30 protein-coding genes are annotated in these 26,111 nt (G+C 59.5%); 13 read left to right on the top strand and 17 right to left on the bottom strand.

Annotated features, from left to right (window positions below; translation table 11 throughout):
* Position 1: 1 nt before the first annotated feature.
* A complete protein-coding gene (locus tag EPK99_RS08425) occupies positions 2–364 on the top strand; it encodes a tRNA-binding protein (RefSeq protein WP_245582372.1) in 363 nt (120 codons plus the stop codon).
* Positions 365–402: 38 nt separating this feature from the next.
* Here EPK99_RS08425 and EPK99_RS08420 read toward each other — a convergent pair whose 3' ends face one another.
* Genes EPK99_RS08420 through EPK99_RS08405 form a run of 4 tightly spaced genes read right to left on the bottom strand, consistent with a single transcriptional unit; the run spans position 403 to position 3,674 of the window.
* A complete protein-coding gene (locus EPK99_RS08420; protein ID WP_128442592.1) occupies positions 403–987 on the bottom strand; it encodes a DUF1349 domain-containing protein in 585 nt (194 codons plus the stop codon).
* 42 nt (positions 988–1,029) lie between these two features.
* Positions 1,030–2,409, bottom strand: a complete 1,380-nt coding sequence (locus tag EPK99_RS08415; protein WP_128442591.1) for an ATP-binding protein — start codon at positions 2,407–2,409, stop codon at positions 1,030–1,032.
* A 28-nt stretch (positions 2,410–2,437) separates the two neighbouring features.
* Complete coding sequence (locus tag EPK99_RS08410; protein WP_128442590.1) at positions 2,438–3,136, bottom strand: response regulator; 699 nt, start codon at positions 3,134–3,136, stop codon at positions 2,438–2,440.
* Position 3,137: 1 nt separating this feature from the next.
* Entirely contained in the window at positions 3,138–3,674 is a 537-nt protein-coding gene (locus EPK99_RS08405; protein WP_425374182.1) for a MarR family winged helix-turn-helix transcriptional regulator, read from the bottom strand.
* Positions 3,675–3,929: 255 nt separating this feature from the next.
* Here EPK99_RS08405 and EPK99_RS08400 point away from each other — a divergent pair, with 255 nt between their 5' ends.
* Positions 3,930–4,127: a hypothetical protein gene (locus EPK99_RS08400; RefSeq protein WP_128442589.1), complete on the top strand. Its 198-nt coding sequence runs from the start codon at positions 3,930–3,932 to the stop codon at positions 4,125–4,127.
* A 68-nt stretch (positions 4,128–4,195) separates the two neighbouring features.
* A complete protein-coding gene (locus EPK99_RS08395) occupies positions 4,196–4,843 on the top strand; it encodes an MBL fold metallo-hydrolase (protein WP_128442588.1) in 648 nt (215 codons plus the stop codon).
* 70 nt (positions 4,844–4,913) lie between these two features.
* On the opposite strand, the gene EPK99_RS08390 is transcribed toward EPK99_RS08395, so the two are convergent.
* Positions 4,914–5,129, bottom strand: coding sequence for a cold-shock protein (locus EPK99_RS08390; RefSeq protein ID WP_128442587.1), 216 nt, complete (start codon positions 5,127–5,129; stop codon positions 4,914–4,916).
* Here EPK99_RS08390 and EPK99_RS25275 point away from each other — a divergent pair.
* From EPK99_RS25275 to EPK99_RS08375, 4 genes are all read left to right on the top strand, one after another.
* Positions 5,037–5,291 (top strand): hypothetical protein, encoded by a 255-nt coding sequence (locus EPK99_RS25275; RefSeq protein ID WP_164901717.1) that lies wholly within the window; start codon positions 5,037–5,039, stop codon positions 5,289–5,291. The genes EPK99_RS08390 and EPK99_RS25275 overlap by 93 nt on opposite strands.
* A 522-nt stretch (positions 5,292–5,813) precedes the next feature.
* Complete coding sequence (locus tag EPK99_RS08385) at positions 5,814–7,016, top strand: pyridoxal phosphate-dependent aminotransferase (RefSeq protein WP_128442586.1); 1,203 nt, start codon at positions 5,814–5,816, stop codon at positions 7,014–7,016.
* A gap of 101 nt (positions 7,017–7,117) precedes the next feature.
* Positions 7,118–7,393, top strand: a complete 276-nt coding sequence (locus EPK99_RS08380; protein ID WP_128442585.1) for a type II toxin-antitoxin system Phd/YefM family antitoxin — start codon at positions 7,118–7,120, stop codon at positions 7,391–7,393.
* A gap of 2 nt (positions 7,394–7,395) precedes the next feature.
* A complete protein-coding gene (locus EPK99_RS08375) occupies positions 7,396–7,782 on the top strand; it encodes a type II toxin-antitoxin system VapC family toxin (RefSeq protein ID WP_128442584.1) in 387 nt (128 codons plus the stop codon).
* A 36-nt stretch (positions 7,783–7,818) separates the two neighbouring features.
* Here the strand turns inward: EPK99_RS08375 and EPK99_RS08370 are convergent, their stop codons facing one another.
* The 3 genes from EPK99_RS08370 to EPK99_RS08360 form a co-directional block, all read right to left on the bottom strand.
* Positions 7,819–9,081 carry a PQQ-dependent sugar dehydrogenase gene (locus EPK99_RS08370; protein ID WP_128442583.1) on the bottom strand — a complete coding sequence of 421 codons (1,263 nt, stop codon included), beginning with the start codon at positions 9,079–9,081 and terminating at the stop codon, positions 7,819–7,821.
* A gap of 181 nt (positions 9,082–9,262) precedes the next feature.
* Positions 9,263–9,706: a DUF3597 domain-containing protein gene (locus EPK99_RS08365; RefSeq protein ID WP_128442582.1), complete on the bottom strand. Its 444-nt coding sequence runs from the start codon at positions 9,704–9,706 to the stop codon at positions 9,263–9,265.
* 397 nt (positions 9,707–10,103) lie between these two features.
* On the bottom strand, positions 10,104–11,207 hold the full coding sequence (locus EPK99_RS08360; RefSeq protein ID WP_245582371.1) for a calcium:cation antiporter: 1,104 nt from the start codon (positions 11,205–11,207) through the stop codon (positions 10,104–10,106).
* Positions 11,208–11,419: 212 nt separating this feature from the next.
* On the opposite strand from EPK99_RS08360, the gene EPK99_RS08355 reads away from it, so the two are divergent.
* Positions 11,420–11,704, top strand: coding sequence for a DUF2188 domain-containing protein (locus tag EPK99_RS08355; protein ID WP_128442580.1), 285 nt, complete (start codon positions 11,420–11,422; stop codon positions 11,702–11,704).
* Here the strand turns inward: EPK99_RS08355 and EPK99_RS08350 are convergent.
* The gene (locus EPK99_RS08350; RefSeq protein WP_128442579.1) at positions 11,689–12,597 is read right to left on the bottom strand and encodes a LysR family transcriptional regulator; all 909 of its coding nucleotides are present in this window, start codon (positions 12,595–12,597) and stop codon (positions 11,689–11,691) included. The genes EPK99_RS08355 and EPK99_RS08350 overlap by 16 nt on opposite strands.
* A gap of 96 nt (positions 12,598–12,693) precedes the next feature.
* On the opposite strand from EPK99_RS08350, the gene EPK99_RS08345 reads away from it, so the two are divergent.
* Entirely contained in the window at positions 12,694–13,683 is a 990-nt protein-coding gene (locus EPK99_RS08345) for an SDR family oxidoreductase (protein ID WP_128442578.1), read from the top strand.
* 36 nt (positions 13,684–13,719) lie between these two features.
* On the opposite strand, the gene EPK99_RS08340 is transcribed toward EPK99_RS08345, so the two are convergent.
* From EPK99_RS08340 to trxB, 4 genes are all read right to left on the bottom strand, one after another.
* Positions 13,720–14,841, bottom strand: a complete 1,122-nt coding sequence (locus EPK99_RS08340) for an alkene reductase (protein ID WP_128442577.1) — start codon at positions 14,839–14,841, stop codon at positions 13,720–13,722.
* A 39-nt stretch (positions 14,842–14,880) separates the two neighbouring features.
* Positions 14,881–15,177 (bottom strand): ArsR/SmtB family transcription factor, encoded by a 297-nt coding sequence (locus tag EPK99_RS08335; protein ID WP_128442576.1) that lies wholly within the window; start codon positions 15,175–15,177, stop codon positions 14,881–14,883.
* Between the two features lie 543 nt (positions 15,178–15,720).
* Complete coding sequence (locus EPK99_RS08330; RefSeq protein WP_128442575.1) at positions 15,721–16,623, bottom strand: LysR family transcriptional regulator VtlR; 903 nt, start codon at positions 16,621–16,623, stop codon at positions 15,721–15,723.
* Positions 16,624–16,625: 2 nt separating this feature from the next.
* Positions 16,626–17,600 (bottom strand): thioredoxin-disulfide reductase, encoded by a 975-nt coding sequence (trxB, locus tag EPK99_RS08325; RefSeq protein ID WP_128442574.1) that lies wholly within the window; start codon positions 17,598–17,600, stop codon positions 16,626–16,628.
* A 496-nt stretch (positions 17,601–18,096) separates the two neighbouring features.
* On the opposite strand from trxB, the gene EPK99_RS08320 reads away from it, so the two are divergent.
* Entirely contained in the window at positions 18,097–18,564 is a 468-nt protein-coding gene (locus EPK99_RS08320) for an Lrp/AsnC family transcriptional regulator (RefSeq protein ID WP_128442573.1), read from the top strand.
* A 56-nt stretch (positions 18,565–18,620) separates the two neighbouring features.
* Here the strand turns inward: EPK99_RS08320 and EPK99_RS08315 are convergent, their stop codons facing one another.
* Together EPK99_RS08315 and EPK99_RS08310 are read right to left on the bottom strand one after the other, a co-directional pair.
* Complete coding sequence (locus EPK99_RS08315) at positions 18,621–19,553, bottom strand: alpha-1,2-fucosyltransferase (RefSeq protein WP_128442572.1); 933 nt, start codon at positions 19,551–19,553, stop codon at positions 18,621–18,623.
* A 14-nt stretch (positions 19,554–19,567) separates the two neighbouring features.
* Positions 19,568–20,350, bottom strand: a complete 783-nt coding sequence (locus EPK99_RS08310; RefSeq protein ID WP_128442571.1) for a glycosyltransferase family 25 protein — start codon at positions 20,348–20,350, stop codon at positions 19,568–19,570.
* 216 nt (positions 20,351–20,566) lie between these two features.
* On the opposite strand from EPK99_RS08310, the gene EPK99_RS08305 reads away from it, so the two are divergent.
* Positions 20,567–21,592: a glycosyltransferase gene (locus tag EPK99_RS08305; RefSeq protein ID WP_128442570.1), complete on the top strand. Its 1,026-nt coding sequence runs from the start codon at positions 20,567–20,569 to the stop codon at positions 21,590–21,592.
* A gap of 18 nt (positions 21,593–21,610) precedes the next feature.
* Here the strand turns inward: EPK99_RS08305 and EPK99_RS08300 are convergent, their stop codons facing one another.
* A complete protein-coding gene (locus tag EPK99_RS08300; RefSeq protein WP_128443368.1) occupies positions 21,611–22,663 on the bottom strand; it encodes a glycosyltransferase family 4 protein in 1,053 nt (350 codons plus the stop codon).
* A 42-nt stretch (positions 22,664–22,705) separates the two neighbouring features.
* Positions 22,706–23,182 (bottom strand): transcription elongation factor GreA, encoded by a 477-nt coding sequence (gene greA, locus EPK99_RS08295; protein WP_128442569.1) that lies wholly within the window; start codon positions 23,180–23,182, stop codon positions 22,706–22,708.
* Positions 23,183–23,421: 239 nt separating this feature from the next.
* Here greA and EPK99_RS08290 point away from each other — a divergent pair, with 239 nt between their 5' ends.
* Positions 23,422–24,654 (top strand): putative DNA modification/repair radical SAM protein, encoded by a 1,233-nt coding sequence (locus EPK99_RS08290; protein WP_128442568.1) that lies wholly within the window; start codon positions 23,422–23,424, stop codon positions 24,652–24,654.
* Positions 24,654–26,105, top strand: coding sequence for a UdgX family uracil-DNA binding protein (locus EPK99_RS08285; protein WP_128443367.1), 1,452 nt, complete (start codon positions 24,654–24,656; stop codon positions 26,103–26,105). The genes EPK99_RS08290 and EPK99_RS08285 overlap by 1 nt, the downstream gene beginning before the upstream one ends.
* Positions 26,106–26,111: the final 6 nt, after the last annotated feature.

Raw genomic sequence — 26,111 nt, 5'->3', positions numbered from 1 at the left:
CGTGGCGGACGATAACATTCACAGCAGCGAGACAATCAGCTTTGCCGACTTCGAGAAGGTCGATATCCGGGTCGGCACGATCGTCGAAGCGCAGCCGTTTCCCGAAGCACGCAAACCAGCCTTCAAACTGAAGATTGATTTCGGCCCGGAGATCGGCGTGAAGAAATCCTCGGCGCAGATTACCGTGCATTATACGCTCGACACGCTGGTCGGGCGGCAGGTGCTGGGTGTCGTCAACTTTCCGCCACGTCAGATCGGGCCGTTCCGTTCCGAAGTGCTGACGCTCGGTTTCGAGGACGAGACCGGCGCCATCGTGCTGGCTGCCGTCGAGCAGCCCGTGCCCAACGGCCGGAAGCTGATGTAGGCGAGCGGCATTGCCTCTCTTGCTGCGGGACTTGAGCTCTATCCATGAATGTCTCGGCTTACGACGTGCGTCAGGCTGAAATTCGAAAACGCGACCTCGAAGCCCGCTCTTTGTGGTGAGCAGAAGGTCGGCCCGACCGCAAGCTCGGTCATCTCGGGTGCAAACCAGGCCAGCCTTGCCATGCGCCAGTCCGGCTGATTGTCTGTGCGGTACTGCACGAACAGGGCATCGCCCATGCGCGTCACCCGCACCGTCATTTCCTCGAAATCATCGGCCAGGCGAAAGGCGGACCAGTCGGAATGGCCATTGGTGACGACAGTGCTGAAATGCCGTGCGCCGTCGGTGAACTCGATACCGCACTTCATCCAGTGCCTGTCGTCGTGGCGGATCATCAGGCCGGCCTGGTCGTAAAGCGCCTCGTAGCGGCCGGTAAAGGAAACCTCGGCTGTGAAATCTCCCTGCCAGGACTGATAGAGGAAGTGGCCGCTGTCGCGATGGAAGCCGTAATAGGTGCCCTGCCAAAAATCCGTCTCCAGGCCCGAGCGGCAGATCAGGCGGCGGTCCTCCATCCGGTTTTCCGGCGGCGGGTTAAGCCAGCTCATCCCGGCTAGGTCGATCGGCATCGGGAATTTCCTCATGTCAATTGCGGTTAGATCGGCTTCATATCAGGCGGGGAGGCGGACAATGGCACGAAGGCCGCCCTGCGGGCTTTTGTCCAAGGTGACATTGCCGCCATGCGAGCGGGCAATGTCCAGAGCGATGGCCAAACCCAGGCCGGTTCCGGATGCGTCCAGGTTCCGGGCTTCGTCCAGCCTGTGGAAAGGCTTGAACACGTCCTCCCGGGATTCCACTGGAATACCGGGTCCATCGTCATCGAGGGTCAAGGTCAGCCACTTGGCGCTGTGTCTTGCCTCGATATGCAGGCTTTGGGCATAGCGCTCGCTATTGGAGACGAGATTGCCGACCAGCCGCATGAAGGCGCTGGGGCGGACGGCGATCCTGTCGTCGCCTTCGATACTGTAGGTCATCGTCTTGCCCCGCAGCGCGAATTCGGCCCGGAATTTCTCCAGAAGCTCGCTCAGCCGCAGTTCGCCGAAATCCTCTTCCGCCTCGCCCTTGGCAAAGGCGAGATATCCTTCGAGCATGGACTGCATGTCGTCCACATCCTGACCCATGCCGGACAGTTCCGGCCGGTCGCCCGAAAGAGCAAGCTGTAGCTTGAAGCGGGTAAGGATGGTTCGCAGATCATGGCTGATCCCGGCCAGCATGGCGGTCCGCTGCTCCATCTGCCGCTCGATCCGCTCGCGCATCTGGATGAAGGCGAGGCCCGCGCGACGTACCTCATCGGCTCCCCGCGGCGAGTAGCCTTCCATCTTCTGCCCCTTGCCGAAGCTTTCCGCAGCCCGGGCGAGCGATAGAATGGGTCTGATCTGTCCGCGCAGGAAGAGGATGGAGATGACGACGAGCACAAAGGCCGTGCCCACCATCCAGATCAGAAAAATATGGGTATTCGAGGCATAGGTGGAGCCGCGCCGGGCAAAGACCCTCAGCACACGCGTATCGATCTTGACGCGGATCTCGACAAGGCGGCTGTCGCCCACCGTATCGATCCAGAATGGCAGCTTGATCTGGTCGGTGATCTGGTCGGCCAGGATATTGTCCAGGATCGCGAAAAAGGGGCGGGGGCGCGGGGACGGCAGCTGGCCGTTCTCTTCCACGGCAATGGTGAGGTTCAGAGCGTCTTCTGCGATCTTGGTGATCTGCTCGTAATTGCTGTCCTGCGGATAGGTGTGGATGACCTCGATGATGCCTGCAATATCCCGGATCGTGCCTTCGGACAGGCGTTCGGTCACCATGCGCCAGTGCCGCTCCATGAAAAGCGCGGCCACCACCGTCTGCAGGAGCAGCATGGGCAGGATCACGATGAGGAGCGAACGCGTGTAGAGACCCGTGGGCAGCCGGCGCCGCATCCAGCGCGTGAGCGCCCGCCACCCGGGTGGGTTGATACGGCCTGCATCGCGCTTCAGCATATCGAAGATTGCCATACTGCCGCCTGTGCTTCCTTTTGCCTGCTCAGTCGATGCTCAGGCGGTATCCTATGCCACGCACGGTCTGAAGATAGACGGGATTGGCGGGATCTTCCTCGATCTTACGCCGAAGCCGGTTGATCTGCACGTCTATCGTCCGTTCGCCCACTTCCGCATCGTCGCCCACCAGCTCGTGTCTCGGAATGGTGTCGCCGGCCTTCAGCGCAAAAAGCAGCATGATTTCCTGCTCGCGGTCGGTCAGCCGGATCGTCTCGGCTGCCTTTCGCAATTCCTTGCGCGGAATGGAGAAGGTGAAGGGCCCGAACATGATCTGTTCGATCTTTGGTGTATCAGGCGAGGTGCTGCGGCGCAGGATGTTGTTGATGCGCAAGACAAGTTCGCGCGGATCGAAGGGCTTGGAGAGGTAATCGTCCGCCCCGGCCTCGAGGCCGGCAATGCGCGATTCCGCTTCCGCCCGCGCCGTCAGGAGGATCACCGGGGTTGTCTTGTTCTGATAGAGCGACTTGGTGAGCGAAATGCCGGACTCGCCCGGCATCATCACGTCGAGGATGATCAGGTCGAAATGAATGCCGTCGAGCTTGCGGCGCGCCTCGGCCGCGTCGCCGGCAACGGTGATGCGGAAACCCTGCTCCACAAGGTAGCGGTTCAGAAGGTCGCGGATGCGGGTGTCGTCGTCCACGACCAGAAGGTGAGGGGCATCGTCCGAGGGAGGCACAGATGTCATGCTAAAGATCCCCGCTGTCGTCGAAATCATGTTCAGCAATAGCAATGGCAACGGCTTCGTCGCGGCCCCGCATTCGCTCCAGGAACCGCTTGATCGTCTGCCGCATCTCAGGCGTGAAGTCCTCCATCGCATGAGCGATACGCCGAGATTGCGGCTCCGACAGGGCAAGCGCCAGTTCGCGACCGGCCAGGGTCGGGTAGAGCCTGCGCTGCCTGCGGTCCTTGGCACCGGCCATCTGCCGGATATAGCCCAGATCTATCAGCTGCTTCAGCACGCGGGCCAAGCTCTGCTTGGTAATTTCGAGCGTGTCGAGCAGATCCGTCACCATCATGCCCGGCTGGCGGCACACGAAGTAGACGACGCGGTGATGGGCGCGCCCCATATCTATCCTTGCCAGAATGGCATCCGGATCCGAGACGAAATCCCTGTAGGCGAAAAACAGCAGCTCTATCGTCTCGAAGTCTATCTGGGCTTCGTCAACCGCCGGCATGGGCGGCTGGACCTTCTTGACGGCTTTTCCCGTCGATGCAGGCGACAATGCAGTTTCCTTTCGCTCCGGCCTTCGGCCCGTCAGAACATCTGGTCCAGAGCTTAGCTCGAAGATGGTGATAAAGCGCGAACTTGTTGAACAATCAACAGGATTTCTTTTATTGCGGAGCTGGAGGTCACGCGATCTGATCGCCTGTATCAAAGCGTGAACCCTATAAGCCGTTTCTTGGACCTTTCAGTATTTAGTCCAAGGAACCTTTAAGCGGGCCGTCCATTATCGTGACCAGACACTGGAGAGACTGCAATGACTGCGCACACATATTCCGCCATCCCCGCCATCGAACTGAAATCGCCTTCGGTTCCCGCCCATCCTCTGCGCCCGGTTTTCGTCACCGTCATCGCGCTCAAGGTTGCGGTCTCCGTCTTTCTGCTCGCCACCGTTTCGCTGGCTCCGCCTGTCGCGGCCGAGGGCACATATATGTCCGTCGCCTCCATCGACTAAAGTTTTCGCTGGCAAGCCTGCTCCATATTGCTATATCCGGCTGACACGTCGCTTAAGCCGAGGACCCTATGGGCAAGATCCAAGCCGGCATCATTCCCGTTACCCCTTTTCAGCAGAATTGCACTATCCTTCTCGACGAAGACACCAAGCAGGGCGTGGTTGTCGATCCGGGCGGCGACGTCCCGACGATCGTCCAAGTCATCACGGACAACAAGCTGACGCTGACAGAGATCTGGCTGACCCACGGCCATATCGACCATGCCGGTGGCGCTGACGAACTGCGGGAGATATTGGGTATTCCGGTCATTGGCCCGCATGAGGCCGACCGGCCGCTTCTCGAAAAACTGGAAATCCAGGCCCAGAAGTTCGGTGTGTCTATGCCTGTGCGCAACCTCGTGCCGGACCGGTGGCTGAACGAGGGCAATACGGTCGGTTTCGGCGAGCACGTTTTCGAGGTCTTCCATTGTCCTGGGCATTCCCCCGGCCATGTCATCTACTTTAACCGCAACCAGGCCTTCGCGCATTTGGGAGACGTTCTGTTCAACGGCTCTATCGGCCGGACCGACCTGCCTGGCGGCGATCACGCGACCCTGCTTGCTTCGATCCGCGACAAGGTTCTGCCTCTCGGGGATGAAGTCGGCTTCATCTGCGGCCATGGCCCAGGAAGCAGGATCGGAGACGAGCGCCGCACCAACCCGTTCCTGAAGGGGCTGTGAGCCTGTTTTCAGCGCATAAAAAAACCCGGCATCGCTGCCGGGCTTCAACTCGAAGAATAGGCTTTGAAGCTTATCCAGCGATCTGCAGGTTTACGGCCTTGGGGCCTTTTCCGCGACGATCGGGTTCCGTGTCGAAGCTCACCTTCTGATTTTCTGTCAATCCGGACAGGCCAGATGCCTGTACGGCAGAGATATGAACGAAGATATCGGCGCCGCCATTATCTGGCTTGATGAAGCCGAAGCCTTTGTCCGTGTTGAAGAATTTTACAGTGCCAGTCTCGGCCATCAGCAGGTCCTTTTCTCTCTGTCCGTGTTCAGCGGCGGACAGCATCACGATGTTGCCCAAAGGGCGGTGGCAGGCAGTTTTAAGAAAGGGTCCCTGTTTACCGCGGAGACTTGCAGGAATGGTTTTGAGATCCGCCCCCAGATCTACCGCCCGAAGTTTTAGCGACTTCGGAACGCATCATTATAGGTCTTCCCATGCTCGTAAATTGCCCGAACTTACACAGAGTGCTGTGTTTATAAAAAATTGGCAAGAAAAAGTTTTTTGACGCAGGATCAGGTGCTCACGGCTGATATCATGCCCAAGCTGAAAAAGCGCAGTTGGTTTATAATTACAGTTGCGTGGAGCCTGATTCAGGCAAAAATGGGACATTCCGCGCCGTTCTGCATTAAATCGGCATAGGTTATATAGTAATGGCTGCCAATGGGTCAGTCTAACCGGTTGCTCCTGGAGTATGTCTCTTTATTGGGCGGCGACCCCAAGCGATCCGGAGAAAAGGTTGCCGACGGACTTGATGGCCGAGCGCGACCTTGATGAGCCTTGCAAGCGAGCTGCCGCTCCTTCGATCAGGCTTATTGATCTGTGTCATTCAAGCTTTGTGCTTGAAAACAAAGCTTTCATTCGACATACAACGTGCGGCGGTCCAGCAGCTCCGCCATGTTCCAACAGCTCTTCAGGACGAAGATTATGGCCTTTCTTGCCGATGCACTCTCCCGCGTAAAGCCGTCCGCTACCATCGCCGTCTCACAAAAAGCCCGCGAACTGAAAGCCAAAGGTCGCGACGTGATCGGTCTGGGCGCAGGTGAGCCTGATTTCGATACGCCGGACAATGTCAAGCAGGCAGCCATCGACGCGATCAACCGCGGCGAGACGAAGTACACGCCCGTTTCCGGCATTCCCGAACTGCGCAAGGCCATTGCCGCAAAGTTCAAGCGCGAGAATGGGCTCGACTATTCCTGGGAGCAGACGATCGTTGGTACGGGCGGAAAGCAGATCCTTTTCAATGCTTTCATGGCGACCGTGAATCCGGGCGATGAAGTCATCATTCCTGCGCCTTACTGGGTGTCCTATCCGGAAATGGTGGCGCTGTGCGGCGGCACGCCGGTTTTCGTTTCAGCTACGCAGGAAAATAATTTCAAGCTGACGGCTGCCGATCTGGAAAAGGCGATCACGCCGAAGACGAAGTGGTTCCTGTTCAACTCTCCGTCCAATCCCTCCGGCGCCGCCTATAGCCACGACGAGCTAAAGGCGCTGACGGATGTTCTGCTCAAGCATCCGCATGTGTGGATCCTGACGGACGACATGTATGAGCACCTCACCTTTGGCGACTTCAAGTTCGTGACGCCGGTCGAAGTGGAGCCAGCGCTTTATGGCCGTACACTGACGATGAATGGCGTGTCCAAGGCTTATGCCATGACCGGCTGGCGTATCGGCTACGCGGCTGGTCCGCTGGAACTGATCAAGGCCATGGACATGATCCAGGGCCAGCAGACTTCCGGCGCTTCGTCTATCGCCCAATGGGCAGCAGTCGAAGCGCTGAACGGACCGCAGGATTTCGTCGTGAAGAACAAGGCGATCTTTGAAGGCCGCCGCGATCTCGTCGTGTCTATGCTGAATCAGGCGAAGGGCATTTCCTGCCCCAACCCGGAAGGCGCATTCTATGTCTATCCGTCCTGCGCTGATCTGATCGGCAAGACCGCGCCTTCGGGCAAGGTCCTTGAGACGGACGAGGATTTCGTGACCGAGCTCCTGGAAACGGAAGGCGTTGCCGTCGTGCATGGTTCCGCCTTCGGTCTTGGACCGAACTTCCGCATCTCCTACGCCACGTCGGAGGATCTGCTGGAAGAGGCTTGCCGTCGTATTCAGCGCTTCTGCAACGCCTGCAAGTAAGGTCTTCGGTTCATCCCCGATCGTGAAGGGCTCGCCGCAAGGCGGGCCCTTTCGCTTTCGTACTCGTTGACCGTGAACGGAGCCGCGCCTACATTGGCGTCATGAAGACCGTTTCCATCCGCGATGTTCAGAACCGCTTCGATGAACTGGCTCATGATGTGGAGCAGGGTGAAACCGTGACCGTGACCCGCGACGGCAAGCCGGTGTTCGATCTCGTGCCGCGTGGGGGTGCCTCTTCCAAGAAAGAGGGTGGACTCGACCTTGAAGCTGGACAGGCTTATCTGCGTTCAAGAGGCATCACAGATCCTGTCCCTTATATTTCGGACGACTTTGACGATCCGTTGCCTGAAGACTTCCTGCTACGGCCGTTGCCCTAGTCATGCGGTGCCTGCTCGACACGCACATGATTATCGCAGTTCTCCGCAACGACATCCATATACGCTTCCCCGAGGCGGCCAAACTCGTCGTTTCTGAAGATTTCTCCGGCTTCGCAAGCGTCGCCAGCCTCTGGGAAATTGCAATCAAGTCGAGGTTGGGAAAGCTTGATCCGGGAATGGACCTAGCTGCGATGCAGAGCGCACTGGAACGGACGGGGCTGATAACCTTGAGCATTGAAGTCTCACACGTCACTACGGTTATCAAGCCGGAGCCGCCCACGCGCGATCCTTTCGACCGGCTGTTGCTGGCGCAGTGCCACGTCGAAGGGCTGCAGCTGGTGACGGTCGATCGGGCGCTGGTCGATCATCCGCTGGCATTCAGACTTTAGGCAAGGCGGCGCTTGAGGACGCCGCCCAACCGCGCCTTAGGCCTTTGTCAGGCGAATAATGCTGGATGCCCCGCCGCGGCTTTCCGTCACTGCATAAACAGCACCGTCCGGCCCGACCTTGACGTCTCGGATGCGGGCTTGCAGCGGCACGCGTTCCTCGTGAGTAACCCGGTCTCCGTCCGTATGCAGGACGACGACGCCTTGGCTGACGAGGCCGCCGACCAGGAAGCTGTTCTTCCATTCGGGTATCGCGTCGCCATCATAGTAGGCCATTCCCGATGGAGCGATGACCGGATCCCAGAAATAGACGGGCTGCTCCGTTTCCTTCATCGCCGTGATGCCTTTGCCGATCGGCTTGCCGGAATAGTCGATGCCGTATGTGACTTCCGGCCAACCGTAGTTCTTGCCGGCTTCCGGACGATTCAACTCGTCTCCACCGCGAGGTCCGTGCTCCACGGTCCACAGCCGTCCCTGGCCATCGAGCGCCGCCGCCTGAAGATTGCGGTGGCCATAGGACCAGATCTCAGGCCTTGCGCCCTCCCGTCCGGCAAAAGGGTTTCCGGGGAGAGGCTTGCCGTTGACGTCTATGCGAAAAGTCTTGCCGAGACCGCTCTTCAGGTCCTGTGCCTGGACGCGCGGCTGCGGATCGGAGCGTTCGCCGACCGTGACATAGAGTTCCTTGTCAGGGCCGAAAACAAGTCGGGAGCCAAAATGCTTGTTGCCGTCATAGCTCGGCATCTGGCGGAAGATGATTTTAAGATCCTGAAGCTTCCCGCCGCCTGCGCCATCGGCCACCAACTTCGCGGAGGCGACAGACGTACCGTTTCCGCCGTCGCGGGCTTCGGAGAAGGAAAAGAAGACCATTCCCGTCTGCGCATGATCGGGAGCCAATGCGACATCGAGGAGCCCGCCCTGTCCGGCCGATAGCACGCCCGGTACGCCTTCGATCGCGGGTCCGGGTTTGCCATCCTTGGAGATGATGTGCATGGCGCCCGCCTTGGCGGTCACGAGCATGCGCCCGTCGGGCAGAAACTCCATCGACCAAAGATGCGGAAGGTTATCGGCGACCACGTCGGTGCGTATCGCCGGCATGTTCGCCGGCTGCGGTGCGCGCGTTTGACCGGTGAATGCGGGCTTCTGGTTGCGGGCGTTCGGCGCCTGGGTTTCGGCCGGCTTGCCGGACGAAGCGCCTTCCGCGCCGGTAGCGACGGGTGCGCTTTCCATCTGAGAATGCGCAGGGGATGAAAGAAACGACGCGCTCATGAGCGAGGCGGTGAGGAGAAGGGTGAGGCTCTTCATCGGGGACTCCTAGATAAGCGTTGCTACGGCCCAACTGAATGCACGAAGTCGGTCGGGCCAATAGTCTCCATCTAGGGTGGCGAGCCCAAACACTCGCACACGAAGCATTCAAGTTTACTTTACCGAATACAGGAAGGCCCGCCCGAGCAGGCGAGCCCTCCGCAATTGCGTGATGTGACGATCAGTCGGCCAGATCGGCCGGGACCTTGCCGCCGTTTTCGGCGAGCTTCTTCATCAGCGCCTTATGCAGCCAGACATTCATCGTGGCGGAGTCATCGGTGCTGCCGGTGTAGTGCAACTCTTGGGCTAGCTCCTTACGAGCCTCCAGGCTGGAGTCCAGATCGAGGGCCTTCATGAGGTCTACGATCGACTTGCGCCAGTCGAGATGCTGCCCCTTCTTCTTCACTGCGGCGTCGAGGATAGGTTCGATGTCGACCGGACCCGATGACGAAGGAGTGGCCGTCGGCGCCGAAGCAGACGGCGAGGCCTGTGTGGAGGCCGGGCTCAGGGGTGCCGATGTCGATGTATGGGGCACTGCAGACCCGGCTGCTGCCGTTTCCGACACGGGTGCCGCATGCGCTTCATGGCCGAAGATGGCTTGCTTGATTTTGTCAAAAATACCCATTGCGGTTTCCTCTTCTTGTTGACGTGACGAGAGGGAAACCCCGAGCGGATTCATGTGTTCCGTCACCGAAGCGGATTCTCAGAAAATGAATCAGCCGGACCTCTCAAGGCGTTGGCCGCATTCCATTAGAGCGGTTCAGGGCTAAATGGAATCGTTCTGCCGGAGGGATTTTCCGTCAGGATCAAGGCTTTTGGCGAAGGGTATACCTCCCGGTACGGCCGAGACGAAAGCCGAAGATAATGGCGGAAAAGCACCCGGCCCTTCGGGTTGGCTCAAGCGGGTCATATGCCATGTCGAGCGGCTTGGCCGTATGCGACGGCTACGACACGGCGCCGCTCTCCTCGCATCTGCTCCCGCTTGAGCCAACAGAACTGTTTCCATTTAACCCTGAACCGATCTAAAGGCCGATGGCCGTCAGCATGATGAAGGTCGCGAACAGCACGAAATGGGTCATACCCTCGATGGCGTTGGTCTGCCCGTCATTGAGGTTGATAGCAGCCGCGATCAGGGTAATGCCGACCATCACGGTCTGGACCGGGCTCATCGCCATCACGAAGGGCTGGCCGGTGTAAAGGGCTATGCCTTCCATGACAGGGACCGTGAGAATGACGGTCGAGAGCGAAGCCCCCATGGCGATGTTGACGACCGATTGCATTCGGTTGCGAAGCGCGGCACGCATGGCCGTCAGGATTTCCGGCGCCGCGGAGATGGCGGCGACGACCACGGCCATGAGGGCAGGCGGGGCGTTGGTGCCTTCCAAACCCGTGTTCATGAAGGCGGACATAAACTCGGCGAGGAAGCCGATGATGAGGACACCGACAAGAATGACTGCGATGGAGAGCTTTGCCGATTCCTGCTCCCCATCCTGTTCCGGTCTCGGCGCAGCGCCGGGCGTTTTTGCGCGTGGATAGGTATAGCTGAAGAAATAGCTGTGCGGCCCGACCTGCATTTTGAGGAACACGCCGTAGAGCGCGATCATGGCTATGATCGTATAGGCGGAGTAGTAGTGCCAGCGGTCTTGCGGAATGAATTCAGGCACGACCATGGATATGCCCATGGCGGTCAGGATCATGACGCTATAGGTGCGGCTGGAATCGTCATTATAGGGCTGCTCGCCGTGCCTGAGACCGCCCAGCAAGGCGGCCAGCCCGAGGATGCCGTTGATGTCCAGCATGACAGCGGAATAGATCGTGTCGCGAACAAGGGTCGGCGAGGAGGTGCTGCCCATCATGATGGCTAGGATCAGCACCTCCACCGCTACGGCGGATAGAGTGAGGATCATTGTGCCGTAGGGGTCGCCGACCTTGTGCGCCAGGATTTCAGCGTGATGCGCGACCCGGGTGGAAGCAAGGATAATGACGCCGATAAAGGCAACAGCTCCGACGAGGGCAATCGTCCGCCCGCCTTCGACAATGCTGTGCTCGAAGAGGTAACCTGCCAGTACCGTGCCCAAGGCCACGATGAGGAACGCTTCCTGCTTGATCAACGACGACAGACGCACTGGCGGCTCCTCTTTCGGTTCGATCTGATCTAACGCGGCAACCGCATGCATCAAGCAAGCCGTGGACGCAATTCCGACATTTGTGTAAATCCGGCTTTGATGACATTATTTCACAGGTGGTGGGAACCGCACGTCGGTCTTCCCGCGTTCCCATCCCGCTGCCGCCGGTGGATCAACAAGATCGAGCTGGGCCAAAAACATTAGGAGGAACTATGACCAAGGTTGTTTACAAAGTCGTGCCGCATGACGGCGGGTGGGCCTATCGTCTGGGCGACGTGTTCTCTGAAACTTTCCCTACGCATCAGGATGCTTTGCAGGCTGCCCGGATCGTTGCTGCCGAGCAGCAAGTCGGGGGAGACCCGGAAGAGATCAGCTGGCAGGATGCCAAGGGCGCCTGGCATACGGAATACAGCGATGGCGGTGATCGTCCCGAAGCCGAGGTGGTGGATGGCGACGACGCCACGACCGGTAAAGGCTCTCCTCAGGCTCGCGCATAGTCGAGAAGGCCCGTCACCAGAGCATCGAATGTGACACGCCAGCGCGGGGACGACTTCAGGTCCTCGTGCATGGCAATCCAGGTCTCCAACGGAAATTCGAACAGATCCGGCAATACGCGCACCAGGTTCGCGTCCCGGCTGGCAATTCCGACCTGACAGATGCCTATGCCGGCACCGGCCCGGATGGCCGCCAGCTGCGCCAGGTTACTGTCGGCCCGGAAGCTCCAGCTTATGTCATCCAGATCCGGAAAGTCCGGCACGGCAGCCCGAATACGGCTTGCTGCTACCCGCACAAATGCCGTCTGCCGGTCGAATCCAATGAACCGATGCTCCGTCAGCTCATTGGCGGATTCCGGAATTCCATGTTTTGCCAGGTAGCGACGGTGCGCGAAAAGGCCGAGCGGCAGATGCCCGATGCGGCGTACAAGAAGTGCGTCCTGCTCGGGAGCCGCCATACGCACCGCGATATCCACTTCACGATTCAGCAGGTCCTCCAGCCTATCGGATAGCGAGAGTTCCAGCTCAATCGCCGGATACGTCTCCTGTAGCGCCGCCAGAATGGGCGGCAGAACCTCAACTCCGATCACGTCGCTGGCGCCTATTCTCACGCTGCCTGAGACTGTTCCGAGTTGTCCGGAGGCCAGCCGGCGCATGGCGGCGGTGGTCGCTGCAAGGCTTGTCGCGTAGGGCCGCAAAGCGAGTGCGGCTTCAGTTGGCAACAGACCTTGCTGAGAGCGGGTGAACAGCTGATGGCCGATGCTGCGTTCCAGAGAGTCTACATGACGGCCGACCGTTGGCTGCGTCAGGCCTAGCTCGCGCGCGGCTGCCGACAACGAACCGGTCTGCAGCACAGCCAGGAATGTCTTGTAGAAGTCCCAACTGATGTCATTCATTTTTGAATAGATACCGCAGACATTTCGCTGATTACGTATATCAGCTTGAAGTGGCATATTCCAGTCAGTGCATGCCTCACATGAAGGAGTTTGGCGATGACGGGAATTTCAGACGGAAACAGGCGCGTCGCTCTGGTGCTTGGGGCGACAGGTGGTATCGGCGGTCATGTGGCGCGGCGTCTGGCGGGTCGCGGCTGGACGGTCCGGGCGCTCAATCGGAAAGCTGAAGAAGCTGCCATGCGTGAGCCAAGCCTCCAATGGATCCAGGGCGATGCAATGAGCGCCCAAGATGTGGAAAGGGCAGCAGTTGGCGCGGATGTGATCGTGCATGCCGTCAATCCTCCCGGCTACAAGGATTGGGAGAAGCTCGTGCTTCCAATGCTGGAGAACAGCATCGCGGCTGCGCGGGTGGGCGGTGCCAGGATCGTGCTGCCGGGAACCGTGTATAACTATGGACCGGATACATTCCCGGTCTTGTCGGAGGCAAGCCCTCAGAACCCGGTGGCGCGGAAGGGTGCGATCCGCGTGGAGATGGAGCGGCGGCTGGAAGCGGCGTCGGAGGAGGGCGTTTCGGTGCTGATCGTGCGGGCAGGAGATTTTTTCGGGCCGGGCGCCGGCAATAGCTGGTTCAGCCAGGGTCTCGTGAAACCGGGCAAACCGGTGACATCTGTCACCCGGCCCAATGCGGTGGGCATCAGCCACCAGTGGGCCTATCTGCCGGATGTTGCGGAAACGATGGTGAAGCTGATCGAGCGCGGCAATGACTTGCCATCCTTCGCCCGCTTCCACATGCAGGGCTTCTGGGACGAAGGCGGTAACCGGATGATCGAGGCAATCGGCAGGGCGGTGGGCCGACGGCCGAAAGTGACGGCGTTTCCGTGGTGGATGCTTCCGCTGGCGTCTCCCTTCGTGCCGCTGTTTCGCGAGTTGAGCGAGATGCGCTATCTCTGGAAGGTGCCGGTGCGGATGACCAATGAAAAGCTCGTGGCATTTCTAGGTGAGGAGCCATCGACTCCGATCAACGAGGCGGTACGAGCCACGTTGACTGATCTCTGCTGCCTGTCGGGCGATGTCTTGCAGAAATAGCCGCGCCCGGCATGACCGGGCGCGGCAGTTCGAAAATCAGGCGACTGCCTCGACGGACGGATAATCCGTGTAGCCCTTTGCGCCGCCGCCGTAGAAGGTGGTGTTGTCCGGTGTGTTGAGCGGCGCCTTGTCCTTGAAGCGCTGGACGAGATCCGGATTGGCGATGAAGAGCTTGCCGAAGGCCACGCCGTCGGCATAGCCGCTTTCAATTGCTTGGGCTGCGCTATCGCGGTCATAGCCGTTGTTGACGATCCAGCCGCCTGTGCCGCCGGCCTTGCGGTAGGTCTCCTTCAATTCATGATAGTCGAACGGCTTGCCGCCCTGGGTAAAGCTGCGGTCGCCGCCGGTCGCGCCCTCGATGAGGTGGATGAAGGCAAGTCCGCGCGTGCCCAGCTGTTCGGCAACATAGTTGAACAGCGGCTGCGGCTGGTCGTCGCTGATGTTGTTGGCAGGAGTGACGGGCGACAGGCGGATGCCGACGCGGCCGGCGCCGATTTCCTTGGTAACCGCATCGACGACTTCCAGAAGGAAGCGGGCGCGGTTCTCTATCGAGCCGCCGTAATCGTCCGTGCGCTGGTTTGCGCTGGTCTTCAGGAATTGGTCGATCAGATAGCCATTGGCGCCGTGAAGCTCGATGCCGTCGAAGCCTGCGTCGATTGCAGCGCGGGCGCCTTTCCGGAAGTCGTCAACGATGCCGGCGATCTCGTTGCGCTCAAGCGCACGAGGCGCGGACGTATCCGCGAAGGCGCCAGTGCCGTCCGGATTGATGATGTAGGTCTTGCCGCCGGCCGGGATGGCCGAAGGAGCCACCGGAGCAACGCCGTCCGGTTGTAGCGAAACGTGGGAGACACGACCGACATGCCAGACCTGAGTGACGATCTTTCCGCCCTTCCGGTGCACGGCCTCTGTCACCTTCTTCCAGCCTTCGACGGCTTCCGGAAGATAGAGGCCGGGCACGTCCGCATAACCCTGGCCCTGTTGCGTGATCGGCGTGCCTTCGGTGATGATCAGGCCGGCCGTAGCGCGCTGTTCGTAATAGGTGACGTTGAGGTCGTTGGGGACGGCCTTGGGAGAGCGGTTGCGGGTGAGCGGCGCCATGACGATGCGGTTGGAGACTTCGATATCGCCGAACTTGGTCGGGTCAAAAAGATTGGCCATGAGATGTCCTTTATCTTCGGTGGGAGGATCAAGCCAGGATCACAAACTGGATCGCAGCTCTTCGAGAAAAGCCGCGATCGCTTGTTCGTCGCGGCGATAGAAGGCCCATTGGCCGACACGGTTGGTGCTGACCAAGCCGGCTTTTTCGAGCGTTGAAAGATGCGCCGATACTGTCGACTGCGAGAGCCCGCAGCGCTTTTCGAACTGATTGGCGCAGATGCCCATATCAAGCGGATGCGCCTGATCGCAAAAATGACGCTCAGGCTCTTTCATCCACTCCAGAAATTCGACCCGGACGGGATGCGCCAGCGCTTTCAATATTTCAGTCTTGTCCATTGCGGATCTCAAATCGACTATACCCGATATGTAGATCGGATTTTTCCGATTTAAAGACGCTGATGGCGAGTGGCAAAAAAAATGGGCCACCGGATCGCTCCGAGGCCCATTAAGTGTGAAGGTCGATAACCTTCAGAGGGGAACAGCCAGCGCGGACAACAGGACGTCGTCAAAATGCACCGGCTATTGGAGATATGGAGATAAGGTTCCAGCCGGACAAGTGCAATGTCGTGAATATTAGGAGTATTTGCGCCAAGAATTTACGGGCAAAAAAAGAGGGCCACTGGATCGCTCCAGGGCCCTTTAAGTGTGAAGGTCAAAAAACCTCCAGAGGGGAACAGCTGCTGCGGTGGAACTGGGAGGAAAAGCCACCATGTGCATCAGCTGTGTGCGATATGGCGGTTTTTTGTGCATGGAACAATGCTTTTTCATGCACCGCTGCCATGCGTGTTGCGCATCCCTATCGACATAAAAGCTTCGCATGGGGAGTGGCAACAGCTGCAAGCCCTGGTGGCCAAGGCTTCTGCGCCGCCGGAGGCAGCTTCAGAAATTCCAGTTGCGCGCCTTGGCAACGACGAAATCACGGAAAACTTTGAGCTTTGCGGCGTTTTTCATTTCGTCTGGATAGCAAAAATAGGTGTCGAAGGTCGGAATCTCTGCGTTGATAGCGAGCTGGATGAGGCCCGGGTCTCGTCCGACGATGTAATCCGGCAGCACGGCAATACCGATTCCCAGCAGGCAGGCGCGCTTGATGGACGTCTGGCTGTTGATCTGCAGGTGAGGCGTGCGTGTGTTGTCCGAGGATCGGCCGGCATATTCCAGCCAGTTCACGTCCAGAAGATAGTTGGGCGCCGGCTCGCCGAAAGTGATGATTCGATGGCTGTCGAGATCGTCGATCGTCTGTGGCTCGCCGAAACGGTTGATGTAGGACGGCGCCGCATAGACGTGCATGTGCACGGTGAACAGCTTGCGTTGGATGAGATCCGATTGCTGCGGCTGCCGAAGCCGGATGGCGCAATCGGCATGGCGCATGTTCACATCCACTTCCTCGTTGTCGAGGATGAGCTGGATCGACATTTCCGGATAGAGCTGCAGGAATTCCTGAACCTTGTCCGTGAGCCAGCCTTGGCCCAGGCCGACGGTCGTCGTGACACGCAGCTTTCCGGAAGGCTTGTCGGTGGTCTCCGTCAACTGGACCTTGACGCTCTCCAGCTTCAGCAGCACGTCATGCGCGGTCCGGTAAAGGAGTTCGCCCTGCTCGGTCAGGATCAGGCCGCGGGCATGCCGGTGAAACAGCTTCACTCCGACGTCCTGCTCGAGCGCGCTGACCTGACGGCTGATTGCCGACTGGGACAGATGCAGCTTGTCTGCGGCATGGGTGAAGGAACCCGCCTCGGCCGCCGCGTGAAAGATGCGCAGCTTGTCCCAATCGAGAGGTACGACCATGCTTACTCCGCGGCCACGGCGACCGGCTGGATGCCGGCGAGATATCGTTCTGCTTCAAGCGCGGCCATGCAGCCCATGCCTGCGGCGGTGATCGCCTGACGGAAACTATCGTCCGTGACGTCGCCTGCCGCAAAGATGCCGGGCACGTCTGTCGCGGTCGAATCGGGAGCCGTCCACAGATAGCCGCCCGGCTTCATCTTGAGCTTGCCCTTGAAGAGATCTGTCGCCGGTGCGTGACCGATCGCGACGAAGACACCGTCGACCGGGCGTTCGGTAACAGTGCCGGTAAGGGTATTGCGCAGCTTTATGCCTTCCACCGAAGGCGGCATCGGAGCCTTGGCCGGCTTGCCGGTGATCTCGGCCACTTCCGTGTTCCACATCACATGCACGTTCGGCCGCTGGAAGAGGCGTTCCCGCAGGATTTTTTCCGAGCGGAATTCATCGCGGCGGTGAACGACCGTGACCGATTTGGCAATGTTGGAAAGGTAGAGCGCTTCCTCAACCGCGGAATTTCCGCCGCCGACCACGATGACGTCCCGGTTGCGATAAAAGAACCCGTCGCAGGTGGCACAGGCGGAAACACCGAAGCCCTGGAAGTGCTGTTCGCTCTCGATCCCGAGCCACTTCGCCTTGGCGCCGGTCGCGATGATGATCGTATCGGCCGTCCACACGGCGCCTGAATCGGTGCGTATGGTGAAGGGGCGACGGGTGGTCTCGACCTCCGTCACGAGGTCGTTGACGATCTCGGTGCCGACATGCATTGCCTGCTTCAGCATCTGCTCCATGAGCCACGGTCCCTGGATCGGGTCCGCGAAGCCCGGATAGTTCTCCACATCTGTGGTGATCATCAACTGGCCACCCTGTTCCATGCCGGCAATCAGCACCGGCCGGAGCATGGCCCGCGCCGCATAGACGGCAGCCGTATAGCCGGCAGGGCCGGAGCCGATGATCAGAACTTCGGTATGGCGGGCGGACATGGCGACATTCCTTTCAAAGACCGATCGATACGCTCTGGCGCCATCCATATAGGTATGGAAATTCCGATCTGCCGCTTTTGATATGCCATCTAAGATTGATCCATGCGCCATTGCAAGGGCAGGTCTGCGTTAGCAACAGGACAGTTGGCCTTAGGACCAATCGACATTCAGGATTTGGAGCGTGGTATGAGGGAAAATCGTTCAGTTCGAGGAGCGAACCCGATGGTGGATCCTATATCCATCGAGGGTTCGCGACGCAGAAATGGGCGATTTTCGCCATATCCCTTCGGGACGCGGCGGATTTTGTCCCTGAAGACGTCGGAAAGTCCTTGTGGAGGAAAGGCTCCACTGCAGCCTTCCCTCCTGTTCAGAAACCAAATCCGCTCGCGCCACGCCCGAAACCTGAATGTCGATTGGTCCTAAGCACGGTGCATTCGCTTGCTTCTTGCGTTAAATGCCGTTTTCGCTAAAAGCCTCCCAACCAAAGGGGAACGCCGTGCTCCGCGCCGATCTGGACGCCATCGACATCAAAATCCTCCGCGAACTGCAACGCGATGGCCGCATCACCAATGTCGAACTGGCAGAGCGGGTTGGAATTTCCGCGCCGCCTTGCCTGCGCCGCGTGCGCAAGCTGGAAGAAGCCGGCGTCATCGAAGGCTATCATGCCCTCCTCAACGGGCCGAAGCTGGGCTTCGATCTCGTGGCCTTCTGCATGGTCGGGCTGAAGCGCCAGTCGGATGCCGAGCTCAAAGCCTTTTCCAACAAAGTGCAGCAATGGCCGCTCGTGCGCGAAGCCTGGATGGTGAACGGCGATAGCGACTTCCTGCTGCGTTGCGTGGCCGAAAACCTTACCATTTTCCAGGATTTCGTGATCGAGGTTCTGACAGCGGACGAGCATGTGGACACAGTCCGAACCATGCTGACGATCCGGCAGGTCAAACAGCTCGGTCTGGTGGAAGTCTGAGACGGTTCTGTTGCCGAGTTGGCTCGACCGCAGACGACGCAGCCGTCCGCTCCAAATCATCTCATGGCGAGGAGGCGAGCGCGAGCATGGAGCTTTATCTTTCGCCATTGCCTCCGCAAGCGGATCTTCTGCAAGGCATTCTGCTTGAGCGTGCGGATTTCCTCGCGGCTCAAGAGGCGGTGCTCACGCGTCTGCCATAGCGATTCGATGTCGGCGGGAGTGGCGTTCCAGCGAAATGGATCGAAGTGGTAGAAGCTGTATCGGGCGTCGTCTTCGGGAAGAAGGTCGATGTCAGGTCTGAGGTCTGGGTCAAGCATGCCGGCGACCGGCAGATGAATCGTGTCGGCTTCTGAGAGCCACGCCGCCAGCCAGGAAAAAGAACTGATCGCGATGGCTATCTGCCGCGATCGTCTCATCGTTTCGAAATCCTCCAACGGTGATGCCGGCGGCGAGAAGATCGCATCGGGGTAACGCGCCCGCAGCCGCGTGGAATAATAGTTCTCGTCCAGCTCCCCAACGAAAACCGGTGCCGCGTTGGCACGGCTCAGGACCGCATCGATATAGGAGAATGGAACCGGATAATAATCCGGATGGGCGCTTTCGAGAATATCCCCGCCGCGGATGTGAAAGACGACGTGCTCATCTCCATAGCCTTTGATGTGGGGCAAATTCGCTACGATGCGCGGGCGATAAAACTCCACCGGCGCGTAGTTCGACATCCGGAATCCGAGCCCCGACAGCACGAAATTCGACACGATCTTCCGCCGCATCAGACCGACTATGTCTTCGCAGAACAGGTTCTGCCCGGTCAGCCGCAATTCTCTTGCCGGAGGATGGGCAGGCTTTTCCGACACCAGATTCCATTCCGGCAGGTCATAGCCATAAACTTCGAGGTCGGCGACCAGACGTTGCAGGTTGGCGGCAAACAGATATTGGAGCAACTGATTGGCGGTCCGGCCGGCAGGCCTCACCCGCAAGAACTGGGTCATAGAAGGCTTCCCGGCTATCGGCCGTTCGGGTTGGTAGGATATTTTCGCTTATGCCGCATGGCGATCAGCTTGTCATGAAAGAGGCGGTATTGCTTGGCCAGGCCGTAATACCAGGTCCGCTTGTTCTTCTTTCGCGCATGTCCGGTGCTGCCGATAATCTGGCTTGCAGCCTCCGTCGTCGTCACGGGCGAAGGCCAGAAGGAGTAACCATGGCCCGACCGGGTCAGCCAGAAGCGGAAATAATTATCGACCGGCGCGAAAATCTTCCGGTGCTGCTCGACGAATTGTCTTGCCCCTTCGCGCGACCAGACGATGGCGCTTGTCGTCATGGGGAAATAGTGAGCCGCCACGAGCTCGCACGCATGCCCGCCGACCTCGTAGCGCGAAAGCGCCGTTGCGATCTTGAGCTTGTTATTTCCGATATTGATCAGCAGCCAGGCCGGATCGGCCGCTTCCAGATCAGGCAGGGCCTGTCCAAGCAATTCGACTGGGTTGCAAAGCGGCAGGGCATCGTCTTCGAGAACCAGCGCATAGCGTGAATTGGAGGCTAGAAACTGTTCGGCAACCTTGAGGTGGCTGCGATAGCAGCCGATCTCGCCGCCCACCAGGCTGCGGCCCATGTAACGCTCAGCGCGGGCCGCGTCATAGTCCGGCAGGGTAGACAGGTCCATCTGGCGCCCGTCGACTGCGGAAACACGCCGGAATGGGATGCCGAAGGCGGCGAGGCGGTCGCTTATCGCCTGAAGGCGGTCATGGCTGCCATCCAGGTTTATGACGTAGGTTTCAAGCGATTGCATATCATCCCTTCAACGAGGACAGCTGCGACAACGTGCGGCCCACATTTCCTCCGTGGAGCGGAGGACAGTCGTTCCTTAGAGTATAGTCGCTCGGTCTATCAAGAGATCAGGCTGCTTTGCTCTTGCGCCGGTTTTCCAACCGGAACATATAGGCGGCGCTGCCCATCGATTGCGACTTTTAAGATAACAAGCGGCAGAACACGAGGGCAGAGACCGATGCGGGTTCATCAGTACATTTTCGGCAAGGACGGCGGCGCTGAAAAATTCTTCGTTCATCTGGTCGGCGCGCTGGCACGCCGCGGCGTCGAACAGACGACCGTGATGCGCTGGAACCGCCGCTGGAAGCCGGATGTCGAAGTGCATTCCCGCGTCATCGAGAGCAATTTCCGCAATCTTTCGATCGACCGCATCCTACTGCCGCGGAAAGTGCTGTCACTCGCCAAGAAGGAGAAGATCGACGGGATCATCTCCTGGTCCACGCGCGGCGCACGCCTGATGCCGGACTATAAGGGCGGTATCAAGCTTTCGCGTCTCGGCGACTACCCCACTCATCTCGGCTATTTCAAGAATTCCGACATTCTGGTGTGCAATACGCCCGGCATTGCCGATCATGTGCGCAACAATCTCGGCTGGACGCGCGGCGTGGAAGTGATCTCGAACTTCACCGACACGACGATCGTGGCGCCGGTCTCGAGGTCCGTCGCCAATACGCCCGAAGGCGTGCCGCTGGTGATGACCATGGGCCGTTTCGTGAAGCGCAAGCGTTTCCATCTGCTGATCGAGGCAATGACCGGCGTTCCTGACGCCTATCTGTGGATTGCAGGGGAAGGCGAGGAGCAGGAGGCGCTGGAAGCCGTCGTGCGCGAGCACAAGATGGAAGAACGCGTGCGATTCCTGGGCTGGCAGAAGGACACCCGAGCTTATGTGGCGGCGGCGGATATTTTCGTCATGCCATCCAGCCACGAGCCGCTTGGAAACGTCATCTTCGAAGCCTGGGCGCAGAAAAAGCCGGTCATTTCCTCACGCTCGGAAGGACCATCCTGGTTCATGCAGGACGGCGAAAATGGTCTTCTTGTGGATATCGACGACGTCGCCGGTTATACGCGCGCCATCAATCAGCTGATCGCCGATCCGCAACTGGCAGCAGCCCTGGGTGAGGGCGGTCGCCAGACCCTGGTCGGGCAGTTTTCGGAAGAAGCCGTAGCCGGAGCCTATATCGAGCTGTTCAAGCGCAAGCCCTGATCGGGGCTTCCGGGACCATCACTGCAGGCTGCGGTACACTTCGCCGAGGCGTTGTGCCTCACCCTCTATGCTGAACTTGTCGCAGGCGTGAAGCCGGGCGCGGCTTCCGGCCGACAACCTCAGTTCGTCATCGTCCATGAAGCGCCCGGTGGCGGCGCACATGGCATCCACGCTGTCGCGGGGGATGATCTCGCCCGTGCCGTCTGCACCGGTCACGAGAAGCTCCGGAAAGGCCCCGACATCCGTTGCGATGACGGGGACGCCCGTTGCCATGGCCTCGAGCGGTGTCAACCCAAACCCTTCCCAGCGCTGCGGAGCAACGAAGAGGTCAAGCGCGCGATACCATTCGTTGATGTCCGTATGTTCGCCGACGAAGAGGATGCGGTCGCTGAGACCGGCGGCCTTGACCCTTGCCTTCAGGGCGTTTTCGAATTCCACATGTTTGCTTGTGGCGCGACCGGCGACGACGGCACTCCAATCGGGCCGCTCCGGAAGAAGCCTGATCATCGCATCCACAAAAAGGTCCGTGCCCTTCTGGTGGCGGACACGGCCGAAACACCCGACGATCTTCTGGCCCGCATCGAGACCGCGGAGCCGCTTAGCGGCAGCCTTGTCGATCGGACGCGAGAAGCGTTGCGTATCGATGCCGTGCAGAATGACCGTGTTCGGCACAGTCAGATAGTCCGCCGTCTTGCTGCTGACGGCGATGACGTGATCCATCCTGGAGATCAGCCATTTCGTCCAGCCGGTATGGCGACGTTGCGAGGCCGAGGTGAACAGGATGCGAAGCGGCATGCGCAGCAGATCCCGCATCAGGATCGCAGGCAGCATTTCGATGTTACGACGCGCATGCCAAACGCGTACGCGCTGGCCCTTAGGCCGCCACCACAGCGCGACCAGATCCCGATAGCGGATATGCGGCAAATGGGCGGGCAGACCCGGGCCGAAGGCTGCGACCTTCTGGCCAAGCGCCCGCTGTACCGGAATGAGCTGGATGATCGTGGACGTGACGCCGGACAGCCGCCGCTTGAAATTCGGCGCGATGATCTCGACGTCACGGATAGCGACGATGGCAGGATTGCCTTCAATGTCCCCTGGCACGACCAAAGGCGATCAGCCCCAGGACACGCCGAGGATTGCGTACGCCTTGGAACCGCCAGGTGCCACGACCTCGATGGAATCGCCCTTTTCCTTGCCGATCATCGCGCGCGCGATCGGCGAGGAGATGGAGATGCGGCCCAGCTTCACGTCAGCCTCCTGGTCGCCGACGATCTGGTAGATCTTTTCCTCGTCCGTATCCTCGTCGATCAGCTTGACCGTCGCACCGAACTTGATCTTGGAGCCAGACATCTTCGTCAGGTCGATCACTTCGGCGCGCGCCGTCAGATCTTCCAGCTCGGCAACGCGGCCCTCATTGTGGCTCTGCGCTTCCTTTGCCGCATGATATTCCGCGTTTTCCGACAAATCGCCATGGGCGCGTGCCTCGGCTATCGCCTCGATGATGCGGGGACGCTCCTCCTGCTGACGCCAACGCAGCTCCTCCTGCAGCTTGCTGAAGCCACTGGGAGTCATCGGTACCTTATCAACCATTTCAATGTCCTTCAGGCTCATGCCCGCTATAGCCGCGAACACAAAAAGAAACAGGTTCCGGAGCATAACTTCGGAACCATCGCAAACTCAGAATTTAGCTCACCATAACAGAATTTCGACGGCTTCCGCCAGAAATTTTGAAAAGCGGTTCAGGGAGCGCCTCCAGCTCATGAGAACTCACGCCTCATTCGCTGTCAATGCCTTGACTTGCGAAACGAGAACATTTAGTGAACATACTAATGAAGAAGTCCCTGAAAGAACGCCTGGCGATCCTCTCGGATGCCGCCAAATATGACGCTTCCTGCGCTTCCAGCGGCACGGTAAAGCGCGACTCATCGGCATCGGGGGGATTGGGTTCGACGGAGGGCTCTGGCATCTGCCATGCCTATGCGCCCGATGGACGGTGTATTTCGCTGCTCAAGATTTTGCTCACCAATTTCTGCATCTACGACTGCGCCTATTGCATCAACCGTTCGTCCAGCAATGTCGAGCGGGCGCGCTTTACGCCGGAAGAAGTCATCTGGCTGACGCTCGAATTTTATCGCCGCAATTACATCGAGGGGCTGTTCCTGTCGTCGGGCATCATCCGCTCTTCCGACCACACAATGGAAGACATGGTGCGGATCGCGCGCGAGCTGCGGACCATCCATAATTTTCGTGGCTATATTCACCTGAAGACCATACCTGAAGCATCCGCCCATCTGATCGAGGAGGCGGGTCTTTATGCGGACCGTCTCTCCATCAATATCGAGCTGCCGACCGATGCAGGGATCGGCAAGTTCGCGCCCGAAAAGCGGCCGGACAATATCCGACGGTCCATGGGCGAATTGCGGCTAAAGATGGAGGAGATGGCGGAGCCGACGCTGCAGACCAAGCGCCGCAAGAAGTTCGCTCCGGCCGGTCAAAGTACGCAGATGATCGTCGGCGCCGATGGTGCCAGTGACGCGACCATTCTCGGCACCAGCGCCCGGTTGTATGGGAGCTATGGCCTGAAGCGGGTCTACTATTCGGCTTTCAGCCCTATACCCGATTCTTCCAAGAACCTGCCGCTGATCAAGCCGCCGCTGATGCGCGAACATCGCCTTTACCAAGCCGACTGGCTCTATCGCTTCTACGGCTTCGATATCGGCGAGATCACATCCAGCGGCGCGGATGGCATGCTGGATCTCGACCTCGACCCGAAGCTCGCCTGGGCGTTGGGGCATAGGGAACGGTTTCCGGTCGATATCAATCGTGCCGACCGGGAGATGCTGCTGCGGGTGCCGGGGCTGGGAACGAAGTCTGTGAAAAGCATCCTGTCGGCCAGACGTTTCCGCAAGCTGCGGCTGGAAGATCTGAAACGGCTCAGCGTGTCGCTGAAGAAGGTTCAGCCCTTCATTACGGCAGAAGGCTGGACGCCGCATCGTCTTGGGGATCGCGCCGACCTGCGCGCCATGTTCGAGCCGAAGCCGGAGCAGCTGTCGCTCCTATGATGTATCGCTATGCATTGCGGGGACGGGGGGATCTGGCGGAGTGGCGGAATGCGGCGCGCGGGTTCCTGGGCGCTGGCATAGCGCCCGATATCATCGACTGGCGGACCATGGACGATGCCGACGGCCTGTTCGGTGTCGCAGATAACGAGCTTCCCGAACCGTTGCCGCATCATGTGCCGGCAAGTGTGCCACCAGCCTTCATCCAGCTTGCGGAATCGGTGATCTGCCACTCCGATCCCACGCGTTTTGCGCTGCTGTACCGCATTCTGTTCCGGCTGGTCCACGACCGCCATTTGTTGCAGATGGCATCCGACGCAGATGTGGTCGCCGCCCAGCGCATGGCGAAATCGGTTGGCCGCGACTACCACAAGATGACGGCTTTCGTGCGCTTCAAGGAACTGCCGCTGCCAGCGGATGTGGCGGGCCACCGGCGGTTTATTGCCTGGTTCGAGCCCGACCATTTCATCGTGAAAAGAGTGGCACCCTTCTTCCAGCGCCGCTTCAACGACATGGACTGGTTGATCGCGACGCCCAAAGGGTCGGCCTCCTGGGATGGCGAAAGCCTGCGCACGACGGACGATCCGGCGGAGAAGCCGGATCTGCGTGACGAGACGGACGATCTATGGCGGATCTACTACGCCTCCATCTTCAACCCGGCGCGGCTGAAGGTGAAGATGATGACCAAGGAAATGCCGAAGAAATACTGGAAGAACCTGCCCGAGGCTGAGCTCATTCCGTCGCTCATCGCCAATGCGGAGGCGAGCGTGCTGGACATGGCGAAGCGGGAAGCCAGTCAGCCGCTGCCGTTCCACCACCGCCTGCAGGAGGCTGCGGCGATGGTGCCGGAGCCGGTAATGCCTGTGGCAGGCACGCTTGCCGCGCTGAAGGAGCAGGCGCGAAGCTGCACGCGCTGCGACATCTATTGCCGTGCCACGCAGACCGTGTTCGGTGACGGGCCGACCGACGCAAAGCTGATGTTCGTCGGCGAGCAGCCGGGCGACCAGGAGGACCTGGCGGGCAAGCCTTTCGTCGGACCTGCCGGCAAACTGTTCAACGACACGCTGGCCGAGGTGGGGATCGACCGCCAGTCGCTCTACATCACCAATGCGGTGAAGCACTTCAAATACGAGCCGCGGGGAAAGCGGCGCATCCACCAGAAGCCGAACATGGGCGAGGTGCGGCAGTGTCGCTGGTGGCTTACCCAGGAGCTTGAGCTGATCAAGCCGAAGCTGGTAGTGGCCATGGGCGCGACGGCGTTGTTTTCGCTGACCGAGATGCGCCAGCGGCTGGAGGATGTTCGCGGCGAACCTATCGCCATGGAGGATGGCCGCGTCCTGTTCGTTACTGTGCATCCCTCCTATCTGCTGCGCATTCCCGACGAGGGGCGGAAAGCAGAAGAGCTTATCCGCTTTCGAGAGGATATGAGCCGGGTCAAGCGTTTGGCTGCTTAAGCTAAA

The sequence above is a fragment of the Neorhizobium lilium genome (assembly GCF_004053875.1).
GTDB classification, from domain to species: domain Bacteria; phylum Pseudomonadota; class Alphaproteobacteria; order Rhizobiales; family Rhizobiaceae; genus Neorhizobium; species Neorhizobium lilii.
Note: the sequence above shows the minus strand (reverse complement) of the source record. Positions and strands in the feature narration are given on the sequence as shown.

Bases quoted from the DNA above. Each gene is read 5' to 3' on its own strand.
- EPK99_RS08420 (WP_128442592.1), bottom strand. From the start codon at position 987: ATGCCGATCGACCTAGCCGGGATGAGCTGGCTTAACCCGCCGCCGGAA.
- EPK99_RS08415 (WP_128442591.1), bottom strand. From the start codon at position 2,409: ATGGCAATCTTCGATATGCTGAAGCGCGATGCAGGCCGTATCAACCCA.
- EPK99_RS08410 (WP_128442590.1), bottom strand. From the start codon at position 3,136: ATGACATCTGTGCCTCCCTCGGACGATGCCCCTCACCTTCTGGTCGTG.
- EPK99_RS08400 (WP_128442589.1), top strand. From the start codon at position 3,930: ATGACTGCGCACACATATTCCGCCATCCCCGCCATCGAACTGAAATCG.
- EPK99_RS08395 (WP_128442588.1), top strand. From the start codon at position 4,196: ATGGGCAAGATCCAAGCCGGCATCATTCCCGTTACCCCTTTTCAGCAG.
- EPK99_RS25275 (WP_164901717.1), top strand. From the start codon at position 5,037: ATGAACGAAGATATCGGCGCCGCCATTATCTGGCTTGATGAAGCCGAA.
- EPK99_RS08390 (WP_128442587.1), bottom strand. From the start codon at position 5,129: ATGGCCGAGACTGGCACTGTAAAATTCTTCAACACGGACAAAGGCTTC.
- EPK99_RS08385 (WP_128442586.1), top strand. From the start codon at position 5,814: ATGGCCTTTCTTGCCGATGCACTCTCCCGCGTAAAGCCGTCCGCTACC.
- EPK99_RS08380 (WP_128442585.1), top strand. From the start codon at position 7,118: ATGAAGACCGTTTCCATCCGCGATGTTCAGAACCGCTTCGATGAACTG.
- EPK99_RS08375 (WP_128442584.1), top strand. From the start codon at position 7,396: ATGCGGTGCCTGCTCGACACGCACATGATTATCGCAGTTCTCCGCAAC.
- EPK99_RS08370 (WP_128442583.1), bottom strand. From the start codon at position 9,081: ATGAAGAGCCTCACCCTTCTCCTCACCGCCTCGCTCATGAGCGCGTCG.
- EPK99_RS08365 (WP_128442582.1), bottom strand. From the start codon at position 9,706: ATGGGTATTTTTGACAAAATCAAGCAAGCCATCTTCGGCCATGAAGCG.
- EPK99_RS08355 (WP_128442580.1), top strand. From the start codon at position 11,420: ATGACCAAGGTTGTTTACAAAGTCGTGCCGCATGACGGCGGGTGGGCC.
- EPK99_RS08350 (WP_128442579.1), bottom strand. From the start codon at position 12,597: ATGAATGACATCAGTTGGGACTTCTACAAGACATTCCTGGCTGTGCTG.
- EPK99_RS08345 (WP_128442578.1), top strand. From the start codon at position 12,694: ATGACGGGAATTTCAGACGGAAACAGGCGCGTCGCTCTGGTGCTTGGG.
- EPK99_RS08340 (WP_128442577.1), bottom strand. From the start codon at position 14,841: ATGGCCAATCTTTTTGACCCGACCAAGTTCGGCGATATCGAAGTCTCC.
- EPK99_RS08335 (WP_128442576.1), bottom strand. From the start codon at position 15,177: ATGGACAAGACTGAAATATTGAAAGCGCTGGCGCATCCCGTCCGGGTC.
- EPK99_RS08330 (WP_128442575.1), bottom strand. From the start codon at position 16,623: ATGGTCGTACCTCTCGATTGGGACAAGCTGCGCATCTTTCACGCGGCG.
- trxB (WP_128442574.1), bottom strand. From the start codon at position 17,600: ATGTCCGCCCGCCATACCGAAGTTCTGATCATCGGCTCCGGCCCTGCC.
- EPK99_RS08315 (WP_128442572.1), bottom strand. From the start codon at position 19,553: ATGACCCAGTTCTTGCGGGTGAGGCCTGCCGGCCGGACCGCCAATCAG.
- EPK99_RS08310 (WP_128442571.1), bottom strand. From the start codon at position 20,350: ATGCAATCGCTTGAAACCTACGTCATAAACCTGGATGGCAGCCATGAC.
- EPK99_RS08305 (WP_128442570.1), top strand. From the start codon at position 20,567: ATGCGGGTTCATCAGTACATTTTCGGCAAGGACGGCGGCGCTGAAAAA.
- greA (WP_128442569.1), bottom strand. From the start codon at position 23,182: ATGGTTGATAAGGTACCGATGACTCCCAGTGGCTTCAGCAAGCTGCAG.
- EPK99_RS08290 (WP_128442568.1), top strand. From the start codon at position 23,422: ATGAAGAAGTCCCTGAAAGAACGCCTGGCGATCCTCTCGGATGCCGCC.
- EPK99_RS08285 (WP_128443367.1), top strand. From the start codon at position 24,654: ATGTATCGCTATGCATTGCGGGGACGGGGGGATCTGGCGGAGTGGCGG.